18 protein-coding genes are annotated in these 16961 nt (G+C 65.8%); 14 read left to right on the top strand and 4 right to left on the bottom strand.

The features are described 5' to 3' along the window. The first annotated feature begins 110 nt into the window (after positions 1-110). The 6 genes from AC16DP_RS35340 (at position 111) to AC16DP_RS35365 (ending at position 5217) form a co-directional block, all read left to right on the top strand. Positions 111-509, top strand: coding sequence for an SbcC/MukB-like Walker B domain-containing protein (locus tag AC16DP_RS35340; protein ID WP_329734880.1), 399 nt, complete (start codon positions 111-113; stop codon positions 507-509). Then, positions 506-1714, top strand: coding sequence for a DUF3322 domain-containing protein (locus AC16DP_RS35345; protein WP_329734814.1), 1209 nt, complete (start codon positions 506-508; stop codon positions 1712-1714). The genes AC16DP_RS35340 and AC16DP_RS35345 overlap by 4 nt, the downstream gene beginning before the upstream one ends. Positions 1715-1740: 26 nt before the next feature. Next, on the top strand, positions 1741-2301 hold the full coding sequence (locus AC16DP_RS35350) for a class I SAM-dependent methyltransferase (protein ID WP_329734815.1): 561 nt from the start codon (positions 1741-1743) through the stop codon (positions 2299-2301). 147 nt (positions 2302-2448) lie between these two features. Beyond that, positions 2449-3324: a hypothetical protein gene (locus AC16DP_RS35355; RefSeq protein WP_329734816.1), complete on the top strand. Its 876-nt coding sequence runs from the start codon at positions 2449-2451 to the stop codon at positions 3322-3324. Positions 3325-3493: 169 nt separating this feature from the next. Further along, complete coding sequence (locus AC16DP_RS35360) at positions 3494-4369, top strand: hypothetical protein (RefSeq protein WP_329734817.1); 876 nt, start codon at positions 3494-3496, stop codon at positions 4367-4369. 26 nt (positions 4370-4395) lie between these two features. Next, positions 4396-5217: a hypothetical protein gene (locus AC16DP_RS35365; RefSeq protein ID WP_329734818.1), complete on the top strand. Its 822-nt coding sequence runs from the start codon at positions 4396-4398 to the stop codon at positions 5215-5217. A 336-nt stretch (positions 5218-5553) separates the two neighbouring features. On the opposite strand, the gene AC16DP_RS35370 is transcribed toward AC16DP_RS35365, so the two are convergent. Next, a complete protein-coding gene (locus AC16DP_RS35370; protein WP_329734819.1) occupies positions 5554-6855 on the bottom strand; it encodes a hypothetical protein in 1302 nt (433 codons plus the stop codon). Positions 6856-6942: 87 nt separating this feature from the next. After that, entirely contained in the window at positions 6943-7755 is an 813-nt protein-coding gene (locus tag AC16DP_RS35375) for a glutathione S-transferase family protein (RefSeq protein WP_329734820.1), read from the bottom strand. An 82-nt stretch (positions 7756-7837) separates the two neighbouring features. On the opposite strand from AC16DP_RS35375, the gene AC16DP_RS35380 reads away from it, so the two are divergent. From AC16DP_RS35380 to AC16DP_RS35395, 4 genes are read left to right on the top strand one after another with little or no spacing between them, the layout of a single operon-like run. Continuing rightward, positions 7838-8644, top strand: coding sequence for a hypothetical protein (locus AC16DP_RS35380; protein ID WP_329734821.1), 807 nt, complete (start codon positions 7838-7840; stop codon positions 8642-8644). Positions 8645-8670: 26 nt separating this feature from the next. Continuing rightward, positions 8671-9141, top strand: a complete 471-nt coding sequence (locus tag AC16DP_RS35385; protein WP_329734822.1) for a hypothetical protein — start codon at positions 8671-8673, stop codon at positions 9139-9141. A 46-nt stretch (positions 9142-9187) separates the two neighbouring features. Then, a complete protein-coding gene (locus AC16DP_RS35390) occupies positions 9188-10327 on the top strand; it encodes an alpha/beta fold hydrolase (RefSeq protein ID WP_329734823.1) in 1140 nt (379 codons plus the stop codon). Next, on the top strand, positions 10324-11223 hold the full coding sequence (locus AC16DP_RS35395; RefSeq protein ID WP_329734824.1) for an alpha/beta fold hydrolase: 900 nt from the start codon (positions 10324-10326) through the stop codon (positions 11221-11223). Before AC16DP_RS35390 ends, AC16DP_RS35395 begins: the two co-directional genes overlap by 4 nt. Positions 11224-11258: 35 nt before the next feature. Here AC16DP_RS35395 and AC16DP_RS35400 read toward each other — a convergent pair whose 3' ends face one another. Both AC16DP_RS35400 and AC16DP_RS35405 read right to left on the bottom strand, forming a co-directional pair. Beyond that, positions 11259-11687 carry a hypothetical protein gene (locus tag AC16DP_RS35400; protein ID WP_329734825.1) on the bottom strand — a complete coding sequence of 143 codons (429 nt, stop codon included), beginning with the start codon at positions 11685-11687 and terminating at the stop codon, positions 11259-11261. Further along, the gene (locus AC16DP_RS35405) at positions 11684-12403 is read right to left on the bottom strand and encodes a hypothetical protein (protein ID WP_329734826.1); all 720 of its coding nucleotides are present in this window, start codon (positions 12401-12403) and stop codon (positions 11684-11686) included. Before AC16DP_RS35405 ends, AC16DP_RS35400 begins: the two co-directional genes overlap by 4 nt. 75 nt (positions 12404-12478) lie before the next feature. On the opposite strand from AC16DP_RS35405, the gene AC16DP_RS35410 reads away from it, so the two are divergent. From AC16DP_RS35410 to AC16DP_RS35425, 4 genes are all read left to right on the top strand, one after another. Beyond that, positions 12479-13744 carry a pyridoxal phosphate-dependent aminotransferase gene (locus AC16DP_RS35410; RefSeq protein ID WP_329734827.1) on the top strand — a complete coding sequence of 422 codons (1266 nt, stop codon included), beginning with the start codon at positions 12479-12481 and terminating at the stop codon, positions 13742-13744. 23 nt (positions 13745-13767) lie between these two features. Beyond that, complete coding sequence (locus tag AC16DP_RS35415; RefSeq protein ID WP_329734828.1) at positions 13768-14106, top strand: arsenosugar biosynthesis-associated peroxidase-like protein; 339 nt, start codon at positions 13768-13770, stop codon at positions 14104-14106. 10 nt (positions 14107-14116) lie between these two features. After that, entirely contained in the window at positions 14117-15166 is a 1050-nt protein-coding gene (gene arsS, locus AC16DP_RS35420) for an arsenosugar biosynthesis radical SAM (seleno)protein ArsS (protein WP_329734829.1), read from the top strand. 250 nt (positions 15167-15416) lie between these two features. Further along, entirely contained in the window at positions 15417-16922 is a 1506-nt protein-coding gene (locus AC16DP_RS35425; protein WP_329734830.1) for a peroxidase family protein, read from the top strand. The last annotated feature ends 39 nt before the right edge of the window (positions 16923-16961 follow it).

Raw genomic sequence — 16961 nt, forward strand, 5'->3', positions numbered from 1 at the left:
GACGCGCCTCCTGCCGTTTGGTGGTGGTTGTCTGAACAACACCCCTCTACCACTCGGGAGGTCAGGCGCGTCACCCTTCTTTTCCGGTCACCCTCCAGCCCTTCTGGTGAATAAGGCGGGGTGAGGACAACCTCGAGCACGAGCACTACACGGACTCGGGTGGCAAGTCCGGTGGCCAGAAGGAGAAGCTCGCCTATACGGTGCTCGCGGCGAGCCTGGCCTACCAGTTCGGGCTGCAATGGGGAGAGACGCGCTCGCGCTCGTTCCGCTTCGTCGTCATCGACGAGGCGTTCGGCCGGGGCTCGGACGAATCCGCGGCCTATGGGCTGGAGCTCTTCCGCCAGCTCAACCTGCAGCTCCTCATCGTGACGCCCCTGCAGAAGATTCGTGTCATCGAGCCCTTCGTGGCGAGCGTGGGCTTCGTGCACAATGACGAGGGTCAGCGCTCCAAGGTGCGCAACCTCACCCTCGAGGAGTACCGGGCCGAGCGCGAGGCGCACAGCGCATGAGCGCGCCCTCGGAGTGGACCACGCCCGAAGCCCTGCGTGCACAGGTGCAACGCGCCTGGGACACGGGGCGCATCCTCGCGGCGTCCCTCTCCGGAGAGCCGCTCTTCCCGCTTCCGCTCCGGCTGCGCCGGCCAGACAACGCGGCCCTCTCGAATCACTTCGACGAGGTACGACAGTGGATTCGCGCATTGGAGGAAGGCAGCCGGGAAGCACTGGGCTACGGGTACACCCTCGAGTGGACGCAGGTGCGCCACCGCCAGCTCGGTCACAACCGCGTCCCTTGCGCGGCCGTCATCCCCACGCAGGCGGATGCGCTGCGGCTGGTGCGCAAGTCACGTGAAGCGGAACGCTTCGGAGAGCTGGCGGCGGCCACGCTGCAAGCCTTTCCGGAGCTGCACGGCCAGGTGGTGAAACGCCCCTTGCGCCTCCTGGAGCACGCGGAGGACTGGAGGCGGGTGCTCGCCGTGCTGGCATGGTTCCGCGCCCATCCCCGCTCGGGGCTGTACTTGCGCCAGCTCGACATCCCCGGTGTGGACACGAAGTTCATCGAGCGCCATGAGGGACTCCTCTCGGAGTGGCTCGAGCGGCTGCTCCCTCCCGAGGCGATGGACGTGAGCGCCCCACGCTCCGATTTCGAGAGACGCTTTGGACTGCGGAGCAAGCCGGCACGGGTCCACTTCCGGCTGCTGGACCCGCGGCTCTCCATCCAGGGTCTCCGCGACCTGTCCGTCCCCGCGGCGGAGTTCGCCGGACTGCGGCTCCCGGTGGAGCAGGTGTTCATGACGGAGAATGAAATCAATGGCCTGGCCTTTCCAGACGTGCCGGGAAGCCTCGTCATCTTCGGCCTGGGCTATGCGCTGGAGCGGCTGGGCGAGGTCACCTGGCTCGCGTCCAAGCGCCTCTATTACTGGGGCGACCTCGATACCCACGGATTCGCCATGCTCGATCGCCTGCGGGCCGCGTTTCCCCAGGCCCGCTCCCTCCTCATGGACCGGGAGACCCTGATGGCGCATGAGCCCTTGTGGGTCGAGGAGCGTGAACCCCACCACGGAACCCTCGGCCGGCTGACCGCGGCCGAGTCCACGCTCTTCCGGGACCTTCAGCAGGACCGCTTGGGACCCCGAGTCCGGCTCGAGCAGGAGCGCATCCGCTACGGATGGTTGGAGCACGCGCTCGCCGGGCTGCTGGACCAAGGACGGTCCTGAACCTCGGCTGCGGCCTCGACACCCGGGTGTATCGAATCGATCCGGGGCCCAAGGTCCGCTGGTTCGACGTCGACCTTCCCGACGTCATCGCGCTGCGCGAGCAGCTCTACCCGGAGCGCGAAGGCTATCGCCGGATTGGCTCTTCGGTGACGGACCTCTCCTGGCTCGATGCCATCCCTGGAGACACGCCGGTGCTCGTCATCGCCGAGGGACTGGTGATGTACCTGCACGAAAAGGATGGGACGGCGTTGTTCCGGCGGCTCACCGAGCAGTTCCCGAGCGGGCAGCTCGCCTTCGACGGCTACAGCGGGGCGATGGTGCGCCTGGTCTCCCGCCTCGCGACGGTGCGTGGCGCGAAGGTCGAGCTCGTCTGGGGAATCAACGATCCGCACGACCTCGAGAAGCAGGTCCCGAGGCTTCACCTCGTCGAGGACGTCTCGTTCCTGACGATGCCCGAACTGGTCGGCCGGCTGTCCAGGAGCTGGTTCTCCAAGGCGATGGCCGGGGCCCTGGGCCGACGGCCGTTCTACCGGAACCTGGTCCGGCACCTGCGCTACGAGTTCCAGGGCAGTGGGCCCCGGCCGTAGGAGTCAATCATTGCGGCCCCAATAACCTGAAATCCCGGCTCTTCCATGAAAACGCCATTTTATGCTATACCCGGAGTGCGTCCGACGCTCGCTCCGGGTGCGGCATGAGGCCGTCTTCATGGAACGAGCGCCCGACCCGGCCTACCCATGAACTTCAAGAAACTCCTCCCGCGTACCACCTTGTCCCTGGGTCTCATGTTCAGCCTGGCCGCGTGCCAGCAGGAGGACGCCCCCCCTCCGCAGGCCCAGGCTCAGGTCATCGAGACCGTCCGCATGTCCGTGGAACAAGAACCCTCGGACACGGCCTTCGATGACCTCTACAAAGCGGCGCTGGAGGTGAAGCCCGGCAGCGACAGCCTTCCCCCGGATCAGCTCAAGCTCCTGGCGGATCAACTGACCGCGGAGGGGTTGTCCGAGGAGGAGTTCAAGAGTGCCATCCTCCGCTACTACGCCCTCAACGCCGCGGACGTGGAGGCCGTGCTGGCGCAGGTTCGCGCGCGCCACATCGAGTACGCCAGGACGAATGGACAGGACGTGGCGCAGCAGATGGAGGACGAGCCGAAGATCGCCGCCGCCGTCCAGGACCTGAACAAGTACGCGCTGCAGGCCTACGGTCTCCCCTTCCACCAGGCCACCCTGCGGGACAACACCGGGTTCGGGGAGGAGATTGTGCTGTCCCACGGGCTGACGCCCCCGGTGACGGAGAAGGCGTTCTACTGCGCGGAGGACTACTACCCGCGCTACGTCAGCGGCTCGTTGCCCTGGAGGATCCGCTCGTCCTGGAGCGTCCAGTCCCGCTACCGGTGGCAGGACGGCTGCCAGCTCAACCACGGTCCGTTCAACGATGACATCAGGAATTGGATCGCGCTGAGCGGCGGTGTGGTGGGAATGATCTACACCAACGGCTGGGGTGGGAAGCTCGCCGCCAACAACCGCAACTTCTATTACAAGTGGTGGACGCTCCCCATCTTCGGGCTCACCCCCTGGCACATGATGATGTTCCTGAAGGCCCGCGCCTACTGAGCCACGGGCCACCCCTTACGCCATGGCCATCGTCAGGTGTTCGTCCGTGTGCCGGGTCGCGTGGTGTGGGGTGGCCCTTTTGTTCGTATCGGTGCTCGCCGGTTGCGCCACAGCGCCCGGCGTACAGCCCCGCCCCTGGAATTCGAGGGGGCAGCGAACCCTCGCGGCGATGAGCGACAGCCCAGGGGTGGTGGGGGAACCCACTGGCCTGACGCTCAAGGGCTACAACGTCCCAGGGCGGAATCCGAACTCGCGGATGCCCTGGGAACTCTTCCTGGGCGGCGCCGCACACCGGCTGATTGCCTATATGTACGGGGTGAGGCATCCGGATCGCCAAGTCTATTACAACAACAAGCACATCAAGGTCATCATCGAGGAAACGAGGATTGGAGATGTGTCCCGCCTGCTCCCGGGCGAGCACAAGATAAGCCCCGACATCACGGACATTACCCGCCGTGCGCTCTTCGAGATCAAGCCCTGGCACGAGCAAGGCCTCCAGGAAGGACGTGAGCGGTCGAGAACCTATCTGGCCGCGTTGAACCGGACCATCCTGGCCGGCAAACACTTCACGGGTGGCTCGGACTTCCACGGCGAAGTCCTGATTCGCTTCGCACGAGGACAATACATCTGGCGACTGGAGTGGCGGACCCACGAACCCGGAGTAGTGCTGTACCGCTGGACCCGTAGCCAGCAGCGCTTCGAGTCCGAGAGAGCGGCGTACGAGGCTGGGCAGTGGGAGGAGCTCGAGGCGGAGGAATTGCGACAGTACGGCGGGTGGGTGGAGAAGGCCGTGGAAGACATGATCAGCCGACGCGAGAAACTCGCCACCTTCAGTGGAGCCATGGGCCTCGTTATCGATCTCGTGGGCAATGCCGCGAGGGTGGTGCTGTGGGGTGCACTCCTGAGCCAGATGGACTCGAGTCCGGGAGCCCAGCAGCCCCCCGCTCAAGGAGGAGGACAGGTCATCCCCTTTCCAGCGAGGCCGCAACCCATGGAGCCCCCGCGCCAGGTACCCGCCGCCGCGAGCATGCCCCTTCCTCACTGAGAACCTGGTTTGCTAGGACGCACGTCATGATGCCCGGACAGACGTCCTCCCTGCGACTGCCGTCCTTCCTGCATGGCACCTTCCGCTCAGTCCAGCAGAAGGCAAGGAAGGAAGGATTGCGGTGCGGCGAGCAGTACCACAAGGACGGCACCTTCCCGGCGCCCCGGCAGCTGTTGGAAGTCCCCCCTGACGAAGTGGTGCTGGCGCACGAGGTGGTGGACTTCCAGCGCGAGCGCCCAGCCTGGCGGCTGTACATGGTGTCGAACCTCATGGGCCATTTGTCCGAGACCCCGTCTGGAGAAAGGCGGAATCCATTTCCCGTGAGGGACAATTACGAAACGTTCTTTCGCGAGACGGCGTGGGGCTCACTGTTCTTCGCGACCACATACCTGCACCCGATGAGCGCGGAGCGTACTGCGCAGCGTCTCCAGGCGGTGTTGCGCTTCTGGGAACCGCTCCAAGGGGCGCGCTATCTCTTCAAGAAACTGGGTGCGGCACATACCTTGGAGGAGCTGATGGTGGCTGCTTGCGGCTGGGCCCTTGAGGCATGGTACCCCGAGAAAGAAGCATCGGTGCGCGTACGCCTGGAGAAAGCGGCGGAGCACATGGCCCGAGCGAACCGGGAGGACAGCATCGAGGCCATTCTCAGACAGCTGCCCCGGGCGCTTTCTTCCGAGCGAGACCTGAAGCACCGGCAGGTTCTGTCTGATCCCACCTTTCAACGAGAGCGCCTCGCATCACTCGATCCGTCCTCTTTCGAGCGGGTGTCTGGTGCATGCACGGCAGAGCTGCTCGCGCTGTTGTTCGACTGGGACGACAAGCTCGAGGCGCATCAAAAGCCAGTATAGGTGTCAAACACCTCGTAGGGATTGACTCTGGTCACTCGACCATTCTTGCTGCGCAGAGCGTCTGCTCGTAGAACTCGCAACAACACAGCCGCAGCCTGTTGCACGCGGGCGCCTTCACCACGAGGTATGGCGGGCGGGCGTAGGAGTATCCCCAGTCAAGTCTCCGTACAACATCGTCCATCGGACAAATACTAGACACCTAACTGGATGCGCGAAGAGCGAAGCGCTGCGATGCACCTCGCCTTGTTCCGTTTCAGCCACCGCACCGTGGAGCGCCAATAGAAACAGGAGCAAAGCACGTCATCTGCCTTCTCTTGCCCTGCATCGGGAAGAGCGTCAACCAAGCAATTTGAACCTCGAACCAAGAATCGCCAATGGGCGTGGCGCATAAGTGGCTGCATTACCCTGAGTCGATCTGGCAAGAAGCCCCTTCTCTTGCAAAGGCTGCAGATAACCCTGGATGAAATTAGGAGCATTTTGAATACTGTAATCTTTATAATCTTTAGGACGCGCCGAGCCCTTCTCGCAAATCAACCGCAACACTCGTTTTTCCCTATCCGAAAGTTTCAATCGACCGAGCTGTTGTTTCGTAGAGTTTTGAAGAATTCTTTCGGCCTGCGAAGGCGGGATAGTGCGCAACTTAGGATCATCAGCAATCGCGTCAGTTATAATCTCATCGGCAACCTTGAAGACATACCTAATCTCCCCAGAAGACGCATCAAAAAGAACCCTAAGCAACTCCTCACCGATAGGCGCAACAGCATCATCTCTAAGACGGTAAAAATTCAAGCGGGCTTGCGTTGCAAGATTGAAATCATCCCAAGAAAGCCCCTCCAAGGTTGTTTCAGTGCCTTTGATTCGCTGCGTAACCCTCGGAGCTTCTGCATCAATCAAGTCGTACAGCCCCCGCTGACCAATCAAAACCCACCAAACAGACCTCATCGCAAATAGAGTATCACGGTATTTATTCAGCAACTTAATGACTTCATCCGAATCAACCATCTCGATATTATCAATAGCCATTACAATACCGCGATAATTGCGTATCAACCTTGCCGAATCCGCAAGGGCAGCCAAGCGATCCACTAAGGAATCTGGAGAGAAGTCCTCCAACTTCCTCTTTGCCACAGAAACGGAAAACGTAGCACTGCCGCCAACCCCCAAAACTGTTCCACCGCCTCCTTTTGACGTGCTTTCTGACTGATTTAGCGAATCCATCCAATCTGCGGTTTCAGTCACAACAGGCGGAACCGGCTCCCCGAGAAGGCTACAGCTCCACCTAACAGAATTGATCGCAGACCGGATAAATCTGCCCAACAAGTTGTGCTCTTCGATTTTTTCTTCGAGTTGCACAGTTTTGACACAAGGCATGATCAAAGGAGGATCAAATGCCAAGTCAAATTCTCTCTTCCCCATCAAGCAAAGGTACTGACAAACATTCAGGAAGCTAGTCTTCCCTGTTCCAATATTTCCACCAATAACCGTTGTAGCCCCAGTAGAGGAGTCCCACTTTCCCAACAGACGCCGAATTTCCGCACCACGACCGACAAAAAGATCCACTCCCTCTCGTGAAATAGTCAGCGGCGTTGCGAAATATGGGTTCTCACGAAAACCAAGTATGTTCCAAAGGCTTTGCATTTCCGCCCAACCTTCCATTCACGCTGCGTGTAATGACCTCATACGCCCAAACGCAATCATATTTCAGTCCAACCCCGATCAGCAGCCTCAGCCGTTCGCCGCCGCGGGGCTCGCGCCGAAGCCCCGTGCCACGCGCGTCCTGTCCTCCTGGTAGCGCCGCAACAGCCACTGGCCCGAGGGCCTCGCCCGCACGGACGCGCGCAGCTCGGCGAGCGCCTTCGGCACCTCCTCCGCCGGCCGCACCGTGTACGGCGAGCCCTCGGCCGCCACCAGCGGGCTGTAGAGCGACGCCGCGGTGATGTCCGCGATCGACAGCGACTCGCCCACCAGGTAGCGCGACGGGTCTCCTTGAATCTCCCGCTCCAGCCTGTCCAGCCCCTCCAGCATCTTCACCCGCGACTCCTCCACCTTGTCGGGCGTCAGCGCGTACTGGCGCCGGATGGCTGTCTTGATGACGGGCAACAGCACCATGCCCACCAGGCGCAGCGGCAGCGGGAACGCGCCGAACATCAGCGGCTTGATGTCCGCTCCACTGGCGAAGAGCGTCGCGTACACCCAGCGGCGCACGTGCTTGCCGGCCATCTCGTCGAAGTACGTCTCCAGCTCGAGCACCCGCTCGCGCTCGGGTCCTCCAGCCGGAATCAGCGCCGGAGCCGCCGGGTAGGCACGCTCCAGGTGCAGGGCGATGTCCGTGGAGTCCGTGACCACCGTGCCCCGATCCACCAGCACGGGCACCGTGCCCCGGCCCCCCTTCGTCAGGCGCTTCGTCACGAAGCGGTGCGGGCCAGGAATCAGGTTCTCGATGACGTAGGGAAGCCCCTTCGCGTCGAGGTTCCAGCGGGTCTTCTCGCAGTAGTGCGAGATGGGGAACTGGTACAGCGTGATCTCGGGTCGGGCCATGGGCCGGCAGCATGCCGCTTCCCAGGCCCCCGGGTACAGCGGGGCTTGCGCGGCGAAGCCCCGAACAGAGGAGAATGCCCCCATGAGAATCCACGCCTGCCTCGCCCTCGCCGTCCTCGCCACCGCCTGCGGCCGGGAGCCGCCCACCCAGGAGGAGATCGACGACGCGAAGACGCGGGTGGACCTCGCCATCCACGCGGCCCATCAGGCCCGTATCGCGCTCGAGTTGCTCGGGCTCCTCCCCGTCTACACCTGTGACGAGCCACGGCGCACCTTCGTGGGCCGGGCCGCCGAGGGTGTCCAGGTGAAGACCGCCTGCGTCACCGCCACCGCCGAGGCCCGGAGCGAGTCCTCGGACGCGGTGGTCTTCTCCTTCCCGGACACGCCGTGCTCCGTGAACGGACACACCGTGTCGGGACACACCGACTTCATCTACCAGGGAGGTGAGGAGCGGATGGACCTCACCGCCGACCTCAACGGGCTGACGGTGGACGGCCAGGTGCTCCAGGCCACGGTGGGCTACGGCACCTGCGGCGACGAGACGCGCTTCTGGACCGCCGCCGCGGGCGCCATCCCGGGCCGTCCCGGCCACACCTACCGCGTGGACGGGCGGTTGGGCGTGCGCGAGGGCGCTCCCGTCTTCGGGGGCACCTCGCTCGTGTTCGACGGACCGGGCCAGGTGTCCGGGCCGCTGGGCACGGACCGCGTCACCTTCACCGCCCTGGAGTACGAGGTGGGCGAGTTCCTGCCCAAGAAGGGCCAGGCCTTCATCGAGACGGCCCGAGGACACCGGGTGCGGGTGGACTTCAGCGAGGTGCTGTGGCGGGTGGGCAAGGTGGAGGTGGAGATCGACGACAAGGCCCCGGTGACGGTCCCCATCGTCCGCTGAGCCGCGCCCGAGGTAGACTGGGCGGCATGACCGCCCCCGATTCCCGCCCCGCCTCCGGCCTGCTCGCCCGCGCCCTCAAGAAGGTCGGGGAGCTCACCAGCCCGGAAACCCGCTCGGGCAAGGTCTTCACCCAGGCCGAGCGGGGTCTCACGAAGGTGGCCGCCCGCCTGGCCGAGAGCCCCACCTTCCTGCGCGTCAGCGGCGGGCTCATGCGCCGCGGCTTCACCCTGCAGATCCGCCGCACTTCACTCATGGAGAAGACGCTGCACTCGCTGCGTGTGCCCACCTCCTCCGAGGTGGACTCCCTGCGCGACCAGCTGCGCCGCATGGGGGACCAGGTCGAGGCCCTCGGCTCGCAGCTCGAGCACGTCGTGGAGCTGCTCGAGCGCCAGGAGCAGCCGCCGGCCGCCCCGGACGCCACCCGCTCCGTCTCCCCCACCCTCGCCGCCTCTCCCGTGCCCGTGCCCCGGCGCCGCCGCAATGGCTCGGCCCGGTAGGAGCCCCGGTCATGCCCTCCGGCCTTCTTCCCCCTGGAGCCCTCCCGTGAATCGGCCCGCCCAAGCCTTCCAGCGGATCCGCTCGTTCGTGTCGTCGCAGGTGGACGTCTCGCGCTCGCTCGCGCAGGCGCTGCAGGACCGCTCCATCAATCCGTACCCGTACCTCAAGCCCCTCTTCGAGAAGGCCGCCGGGGTGCGCGAGCCGCCCATCAGCCCCACGCCGCACTCGGTGGTGTACACGCGCGGCAGCATGCGCCTGTTGCGCTACGCCTCGCCCCGGCGCCGCTACCGCACGCCCATCCTCTTCGTCTACTCGCTCATCAACCGCTGGTACATCCTCGACTTCCTGCCCGGCCGCAGCCTCATCGAGTACCTCACCCGCCAGGGCCATGACGTCTACGCCATCGACTGGGGCATCGCCGGGCAGGACGAGCAGAACCTCACCTGGAGCGGGCTGCTCGGCGGCCACATCCGCACCGCCGTGCGCTGGACGCAGCGGGTGAGCGGCAGCGACGACGTGACGCTCTACGGCTACTGCATGGGCGGCACCATGGCGCTCGCCTACACCTCGCTCCACCCCGAGGGCGTGCGCAACCTGGTGGTGCAGGCCACCCCGGTGGACTTCAGCAAGGGCGGCATCTACTCGCTGTGGACGCAGCCCCAGCACTTCGACGTGGACTCGCTGGTGGATGCCTACGGCAACGTGCCCACCTACGTGCTGGAGAGCGGCTTCTTCATGGCCGGCCCCGTCCAGCGCATCACCAAGTGGTTGGACCTGTGCCGGCAGATCGACGACCCGGCCTTCGTCACCACCTTCCTCGCGCTGGAGCGCTGGGGCGCCGATGCCGTGCCCTTCCCGGGCGAGGTGTACCGGCAGTACATGCGCGACTGCTACCAGCAGAACCTCTTCTGCCAGAACCGCATGGAGGTGGGCGGCGAGCGGGTGGACCTGAGCCGCATCCACTGCGCCGTGCTCAACATCATCGCGGAGCAGGACAACATCGCCCCGCCGGCCATGAGCGAGCCGCTGCAGGGCCTGCTGGTGGGCACGAAGGACTGTCAGACGATGCATTTCCCGGTGGGCCACATCGGCCTGTCGGCCTCCAGCAAGTCGCCGGTGAAGGTATGGCCGCGCATCGACGGCTGGATGAGTCAGCGTTCGCGGCCCATGGAGGGAGGGGAATGAACGAGGCGCGGGGACGGGAAGTCCGGGTGCTGTCGCGAGAGGGCGCGGTGCGGCTGCGCGACGGTCGCAAACTGGCCTACGTGGAGGCCGGGAACCTTCAGGGCATGCCGGTCATCTTCCTGCACGGCAACCCGGGCTCGCGCTACATGCGGCACCCGGATGACGCGCTCACCGCCAGCATGGGCGTGCGGCTCATCACGCCGGATCGTCCGGGCTACGGGCACTCGGACTTCAAGCGGGGCCGCACCCTGCTGGACATGCCGGCGGACATCGAGCAACTGGCCAACGAGCTGGGGCTGGGGCGCTTCGCGGTGATGGGCGTGTCCGCGGGAGGCCCCTACGTGGCGGCCTGCGCGTACCGCCTGGGCGAGCGGCTGACGGGCGCGGCCATCGTCTCCGGCTCGGCGCCCTTCAACCGCAGCGACGCCATGGCGGGCGTCAACCGGGACTACCGCGCGGCCTACAGCATGGCCATGTGGCCGGGCTGGCTGCTGGAGCCGGTGATGCGCCTGCACGACCGCACCGTCCGCCGCAAGCCCGACTCCGCCCTCGTGGCGCTGATGAAGGAGTGCTCGGCGGATGACCGCGCCGTGCTGTCGGACCCGGCCATCTCCAAGCAGGTGAAGGGCTTCCGCCTCGAGGCCTCGCGCCAGGGGGTGCAGGGGATGATTCAGGAGGCCCGGCTGCTCACCTCGCCGTGGGGCTTCCCGCTGGAGGACATCCGCATCCCGGTGCACCTCTGGTACTGGGAGGGAGACTCCATCGTGCCGCTGCAGATGGGGCGCTACCTGCACGCGCGCATCCCGAACACCGTGCCCCACTTCCTGCCGGGCGGAGGACACTTCTCCCTCTATTCGAACTGGAAGGACATCCTCACCCCGCTGGTACGTGGCTGACGGACCCAGGGTCCCGGGAATGAGCGGGACCTGCGCTATCGCACGTCGAGGATGCGGCCCTTCCCGTCGATGGCGTAGGTTGCCCCGGCATCGAGAACGATCGCATCGATGCCACACCGGGACAGCCGGGGCAGGAAGCTCACGAAGTAGAGTTCTTCACTGACCTGCAAGACCGACGTGTCGTACGTCTCCCAACGCGAGAGGCACTCCGCGAGCCGTGGGTTGTCCGCCGTCACCTTCGAACCGTGCGGAATGAAGTCGTCCATCGCAACCCGGAGTGCCGCCAGGGTGGGCCCATTCAAGCGGACACCTTGCTCGAGGGAGTTGGGAAACGTCACCCGCTCCGCCTCCTCAGGAGGGGCCCACTCCGCCTTCTGGTGCTTGTGATAGCCAAAGTGGGAGAGCAGGGAGCAACCCGTCAGGAGGCAGGAGCAGCAGAGCACAACGGGCACGAGCGATTTCATGGCAACCAGTCCTGCCCCTCGAACATCCGGATGTCCCCAGCGTCATTACCAACCTGGCCAATGGCAACCCATTCACCGCCGCGCAAGGCCGAGACCACGCGCGTCGTATTGTTGTACCCATACGCTCTGCATTCCCCATTCTTCTCTCGATAGAGAAGCAGCAACTGACGGTCGAAAACCCGTCCGGTACGCTTGTCAACCAGACGCGTCGGGCGCCACAGACTCTCGCCGCTCAAGTCTCCTCTCGAGAACTGCCGATTGTTGGGATGGGAATGAGCCCCTCCCAGGATGATGGACTCCCTGTGCTCCGGGTCATCCACCACACTGGGTAGCTCACAGAACTTCCGCCCACCGGCCTTGGTGCCTCCGATGTCGGAGAGATAGCTGAGGAAGAACGCGTTCTCCACGCCCGAGTAATAGTGCAGCGCGCAGTACTCGAAGCCGTAGGCACCGTTCGATGCTCCGGGCTGGCGGGTCATGATCTCACATGCGTTCGTGGCCAGTTCCTCCGACGTCTTGAACGGCCCCGCCAGCGGCCCGTCAACCTGGAGCCGCCCATCTTCCATACGGCGCACTCGAACATGGGGGTTGGGAGCCGAGCATCCCCAAGCGCTTCCCACCAGCCACAGCAGCATCCAGCAGCAGCGCCTGGACATGTCTTCTCCCCGAAAGCCCTCTTTGAACGAACCGTCAAGAAAGAGTTCCAAGATTATCATGGAACGACCTGGATTCGACGCGCAAACGATTTCACCAGCTGAAGGCCCCACGCGTTCTCCGCTAGCGTCCCCGGTGTGAGCGACGACACCTCCCTGCCAGCGTTCCGCACCGTGCCGCGCACGGGCGTCATCTACGTCACCGCCGAGGCCACGCGCCGCGGCTACCGCGCCGGAGACCCCGAGTGGTGCAACCTCGGCCAGGGCCAGCCCGAGACGGGGGAGCTGCCCGGCGCCCCGCCCCGCATCGGCAGCGTCACCGTGGACGTGAACGACCTGGAGTACGCCCCCGTGGCCGGCCTCTGGGAAGTGCGCGAGGCCATCGCCTCCCTCTACAACCGGCTCTACCGGCGCGGCCTCCCCAGCCAGTACTCCGCCGAGAACGTGTCGCTCTCCGGCGGTGGCCGGGCCGCCCTCACCCGCGCCGCGGCCAGCCTCGGCACCGTCAACCTCGGCCACTTCCTCCCGGACTACACCGCCTACGAGGAGCTGCTGGACGTCTTCAAGGCCTTCACCTCCATCCCCATCCTCCTCGAGGGCGAGCGCGGCTATGCCTTCACCCACGAGGACCTGCGCCGGGAGATCCAGGGCCGCGGCCTCTCCGCCCTGCTCTTCTCCAACCCCTGCAACCCCACCGGCAAGCTGGTGCAGGGCGAGGAACTGGCGCGCTGGGTGGGCGTCGCCCGCGAGCAGGAGTGCACCCTGCTCATCGACGAGTTCTACTCGCACTACCTCTGGACGGGCCGCCCCGGGCACCTGCCCCTGGAGAGCGCCGCCCGCTACGTGGAGGACGTCAACAAGGACCCCATCGTCCTCTTCGACGGCTTCACCAAGAACTGGCGCTACCCGGGCTGGCGCATGACGTGGACCCTCGGCCCGCGCCAGGTCATCGACGCGGTGTCCAGCGCGGGCAGCTTCCTCGATGGCGGTGGCAGCCGGCCCCTCCAGCGCGCCGCGATTCCCCTGCTGGACGAGCAGCTGGTGGTGAAGGAGACGCTCGCCATCCACCACCACTTCCGCGAGAAGCGCGACCGCTTCCACTCGCGCCTGGAGCGGCTGGGCATCCGCACGGACCGGCCGCCCGATGGCACCTTCTACGTCTGGGGCAACGTGTCCGGACTGCCCGCCCCCCTCAACGACGGCATGGGCTTCTTCCGCGCCGCGTTGGACGAGAAGATCATCACCGTGCCCGGCGAGTTCTTCGACGTGAACCCCGGCAAGCGGCGCGCCCGCCCCTCGCGCTTCCGCAGCTACGTGCGCCTGTCCTTCGGCCCCTCCATGGAGGTGCTGGAGAAGGCCCTGGGCCGCCTGGAGGCCCTGGTGCTCCGCCACACCGGCCGCTAGTCCCTTTCCTGGAGACCCCCACCATGGACCATCCGCACTACTACCACTCGCACGACCTGGCCCGCTTCCCGGACATCGGGAAGAACCGGCCCGAGCTGGCCCAGAAGTTCTTCGACTGGTACGGCGCCGTCTTCGCCGAGGGCGCCCTGTCCGCGCGCGAGAAGTCGCTCATCGCCCTGGCCGTGGCGCACGCCGTCCAGTGCCCCTACTGCATCGAGGCCTACAGCAAGGACGCGCTGGAGAAGGGCTCGGACCTGGATCAGATGACCGAGGCCATCCACGTGGCGGCGGCCATCCGTGGCGGCGCCTCGCTCGTGCACGGCGTGCAGATGCGCAACCACGTGGACAAGGTGGGCATGTAGGAGACCCGTCATGTCCAGGAGCACCCCGCCCTCCCTCCAGGCCCGGAGCAGTCCCCTCGCCGCTCCCGCCACCCAGCGGGAGGCCCTCCACCAGGTGCCGCTCCCCCGCGAGTTCGACGAGGCGCTGCGGCAGTCCGGGCTCCACCCGCTGCGGCCCTCGCGGCTCGACATCTTCCAGATGAACCTCGGGAAGATGTGCAACCAGACGTGCCGCCACTGCCACGTGGACGCGGGGCCGGACCGGCGCGAGGTGATGAGCCGCGAGACCATGGAGCTGTGCCTCGCGGCGCTGGCGAAGACGTCCATTCCCACCGTGGACCTCACGGGCGGCGCGCCGGAGATGAACCCGCACTTCCGCTGGCTGGTGGAGGAGGTGCGCAAGCTCGGCCGCCATGTGATGGACCGCTGCAACCTCACCATCCTGGAGACGAAGCCCCATTACGATCTGCCCGGCTTCCTCGCCGAGCACCGGGTGGAGGTGGTGTGCTCGCTGCCCCACTACCGGGCGCTCAACACGGACAAGCAGCGCGGCGAGGGCGTCTACGAGCAGTCCATCCGCGCGCTGAAGCGGCTCAACGCGCTCGGGTATGGAGATGGCCAGAGCGGCCCGCGGCTGGTGCTGGTGGCGAATCCCGTGGGTGCCTTCCTGCCGGCCGGACAGGCCTCGCTGGAGGCGGAGTGGAAGCGGGAGCTGCTGCGCCACCACGGCATCCGCTTCGACAGCCTGTATGCCCTCACCAACATGCCCATCAGCCGTTTCCTCGAGTGGCTGCGGGAATCCGGCAACCTCGATGCGTACCTGCAGCGGCTGGTGAGCGCCTTCAACCCCGCCGCGGCCCGCGGGGTGATGTGCCGCAACACCCTCTCGGTGGGCTGGGACGGCCAGCTCTACGACTGCGACTTCAACCAGATGTTGGAGCTCCCGGTGGAAGCCGGGGCCCCGCGCCACATCCGGGACTTCGACCTGGCCGCGCTGGAAGCCCGCGCCCTCGTCACGGATCGCCACTGCTTCGGCTGTACGGCGGGTGCCGGCTCGAGCTGCGGCGGCGCCACCACCTGAACGTCACGAATCCAACACCGCCTACTCCCTTGGACATGGGGGGCCGCCGCCGTCACGGAGCCTGCCTGCCACGCCGAGCAGGCAGGCAGGCGCCTCGGTGCGCCCGGACTCCGGCATTTCACGGGGCCCGTCACATCACGGCGCCCATTTCTCTATCCCGGCAGCAGGAGGCGGAACCTCAATGACCGGGACGCCCTTCACGTTGCCTCCTGAGCAGTACCCGGCGTCCGCGAGTCAGGAGCAACCACCCATGTTGCATGGCGACACCCAGATTCGAGGCCACAACCCCCCCGAGTCGCAGTTTCACGACCGAGGCCGCTTCGGCCGGCTCTTCCCGGGCCTGCCTGTCTTCGCCCCCGACAACGACAAGATCCGCGAGGCGCTCTTCGAGATCGGCAAGCTGGGGGGATTGATGGACGCCCTGGACCTCCCGCCGCCGCCGCCGCCGGATGCGCCCAGGCAGCCCAGCAACATCGACAACGAGACCATTCCCGCCGGCTTCACGTTCTTCGGGCAGTTCGTCGATCACGATCTGACGTTCGATCCGACTTCCATCCTGGAGCGGCAGAACGATCCGGAGGCCATCGAGAACTTCCGCACGCCGGCCTTCGAGTTGGACAACGTGTACGGCTCCGGTCCCCGGGTCTCGCGCCACCTCTATGACGTCAATGACCAGGCGAAGTTCCTCCTCGAGAAGCTCGGCGGTCCCGACTCCAACGACGACATGCCGCGCAACAGCCAGAACACCGCGCTGATCGCGGATCCGCGCAACGACGAGAACACCATCGTCTCGCAGCTCCACGTGGCCTTCCTGAAGTTCCACAACGCCATCGTGGATCATCTGCGCAAGAAGAACCCCAACGACCCGCAGGTCTTCGAGAAGGCCCAGCGGATGGTGCGCTGGCACTACCAGTGGATCATCCTCCACGAGTTCCTCCCGAAGATCGCCGGGCAGCAGGTGGTGGATGACGTGCTGGACGACCGCCCGCGGGAGCGGATCTTCGGCTGGAGGAACGAGCCCTTCATCCCGGTGGAGTTCTCGGTCGCCGCCTACCGCTTCGGACACAGCCAGGTGCGTCCCGGCTACGGACTCAACGCCGGCTTCGGCGCGGCCATCTTCAGCAATGCCGTGCAACCGAACCCGAACGATCCGAACGATCTGCGCGGGGGCAAGCGCGCCGCCCGGCGGTTCGTGGAGTGGGCGCGGTTCTTCGAGGGACTGGCGGACAGCAATCCCCCCCCGATGAACCTCAGCAAGCGCATCGATGCCCGGCTGTCGACCGCGCTCCTCGCGCTGATCCCCGGGGCGCCTGGCCAGGTGGGTGGAAATGGCGTGGGGACGATCACCAATCCCCAGTCGCTCGCGCAGCGCAACCTGCTGCGGAGTCTGGCCCTGCGGCTCCCCTCGGGCCAGGCCATGGCGAGGCGCCTGGGCATCAAGCCCCTGGTGCTCGACGAGCTGAAGCAGTTCGGAGTCGGGTTCGAGACCTCCAGCCCGCCCTGGTACTACATCCTCCGGGAGTCGGAGATGGAGAAGGGCAACGAGGGCAGGCACCTCGGGCCGGTGGGCGCGCGCATCGTGGCCGAGGTCTTCATCGGCGTGCTCCGGGGCGACCGCTTCTCGTTCCTCAACGCCAACCCGAACTGGAAGCCGGAGCTCGCCAACGCGCAGGGCAAGTTCCTCATGGCGGACCTGTTGAGGTTCGCCGGTGTCCCGTTGGTGCCCCCGCCGCCTCCGGCGCCTCCGACGACGTAACACCCTGAACGGGGGCCCTCCTTCTACGAGGGCCCCCTC

Source organism: Archangium sp., from assembly GCF_057119385.1.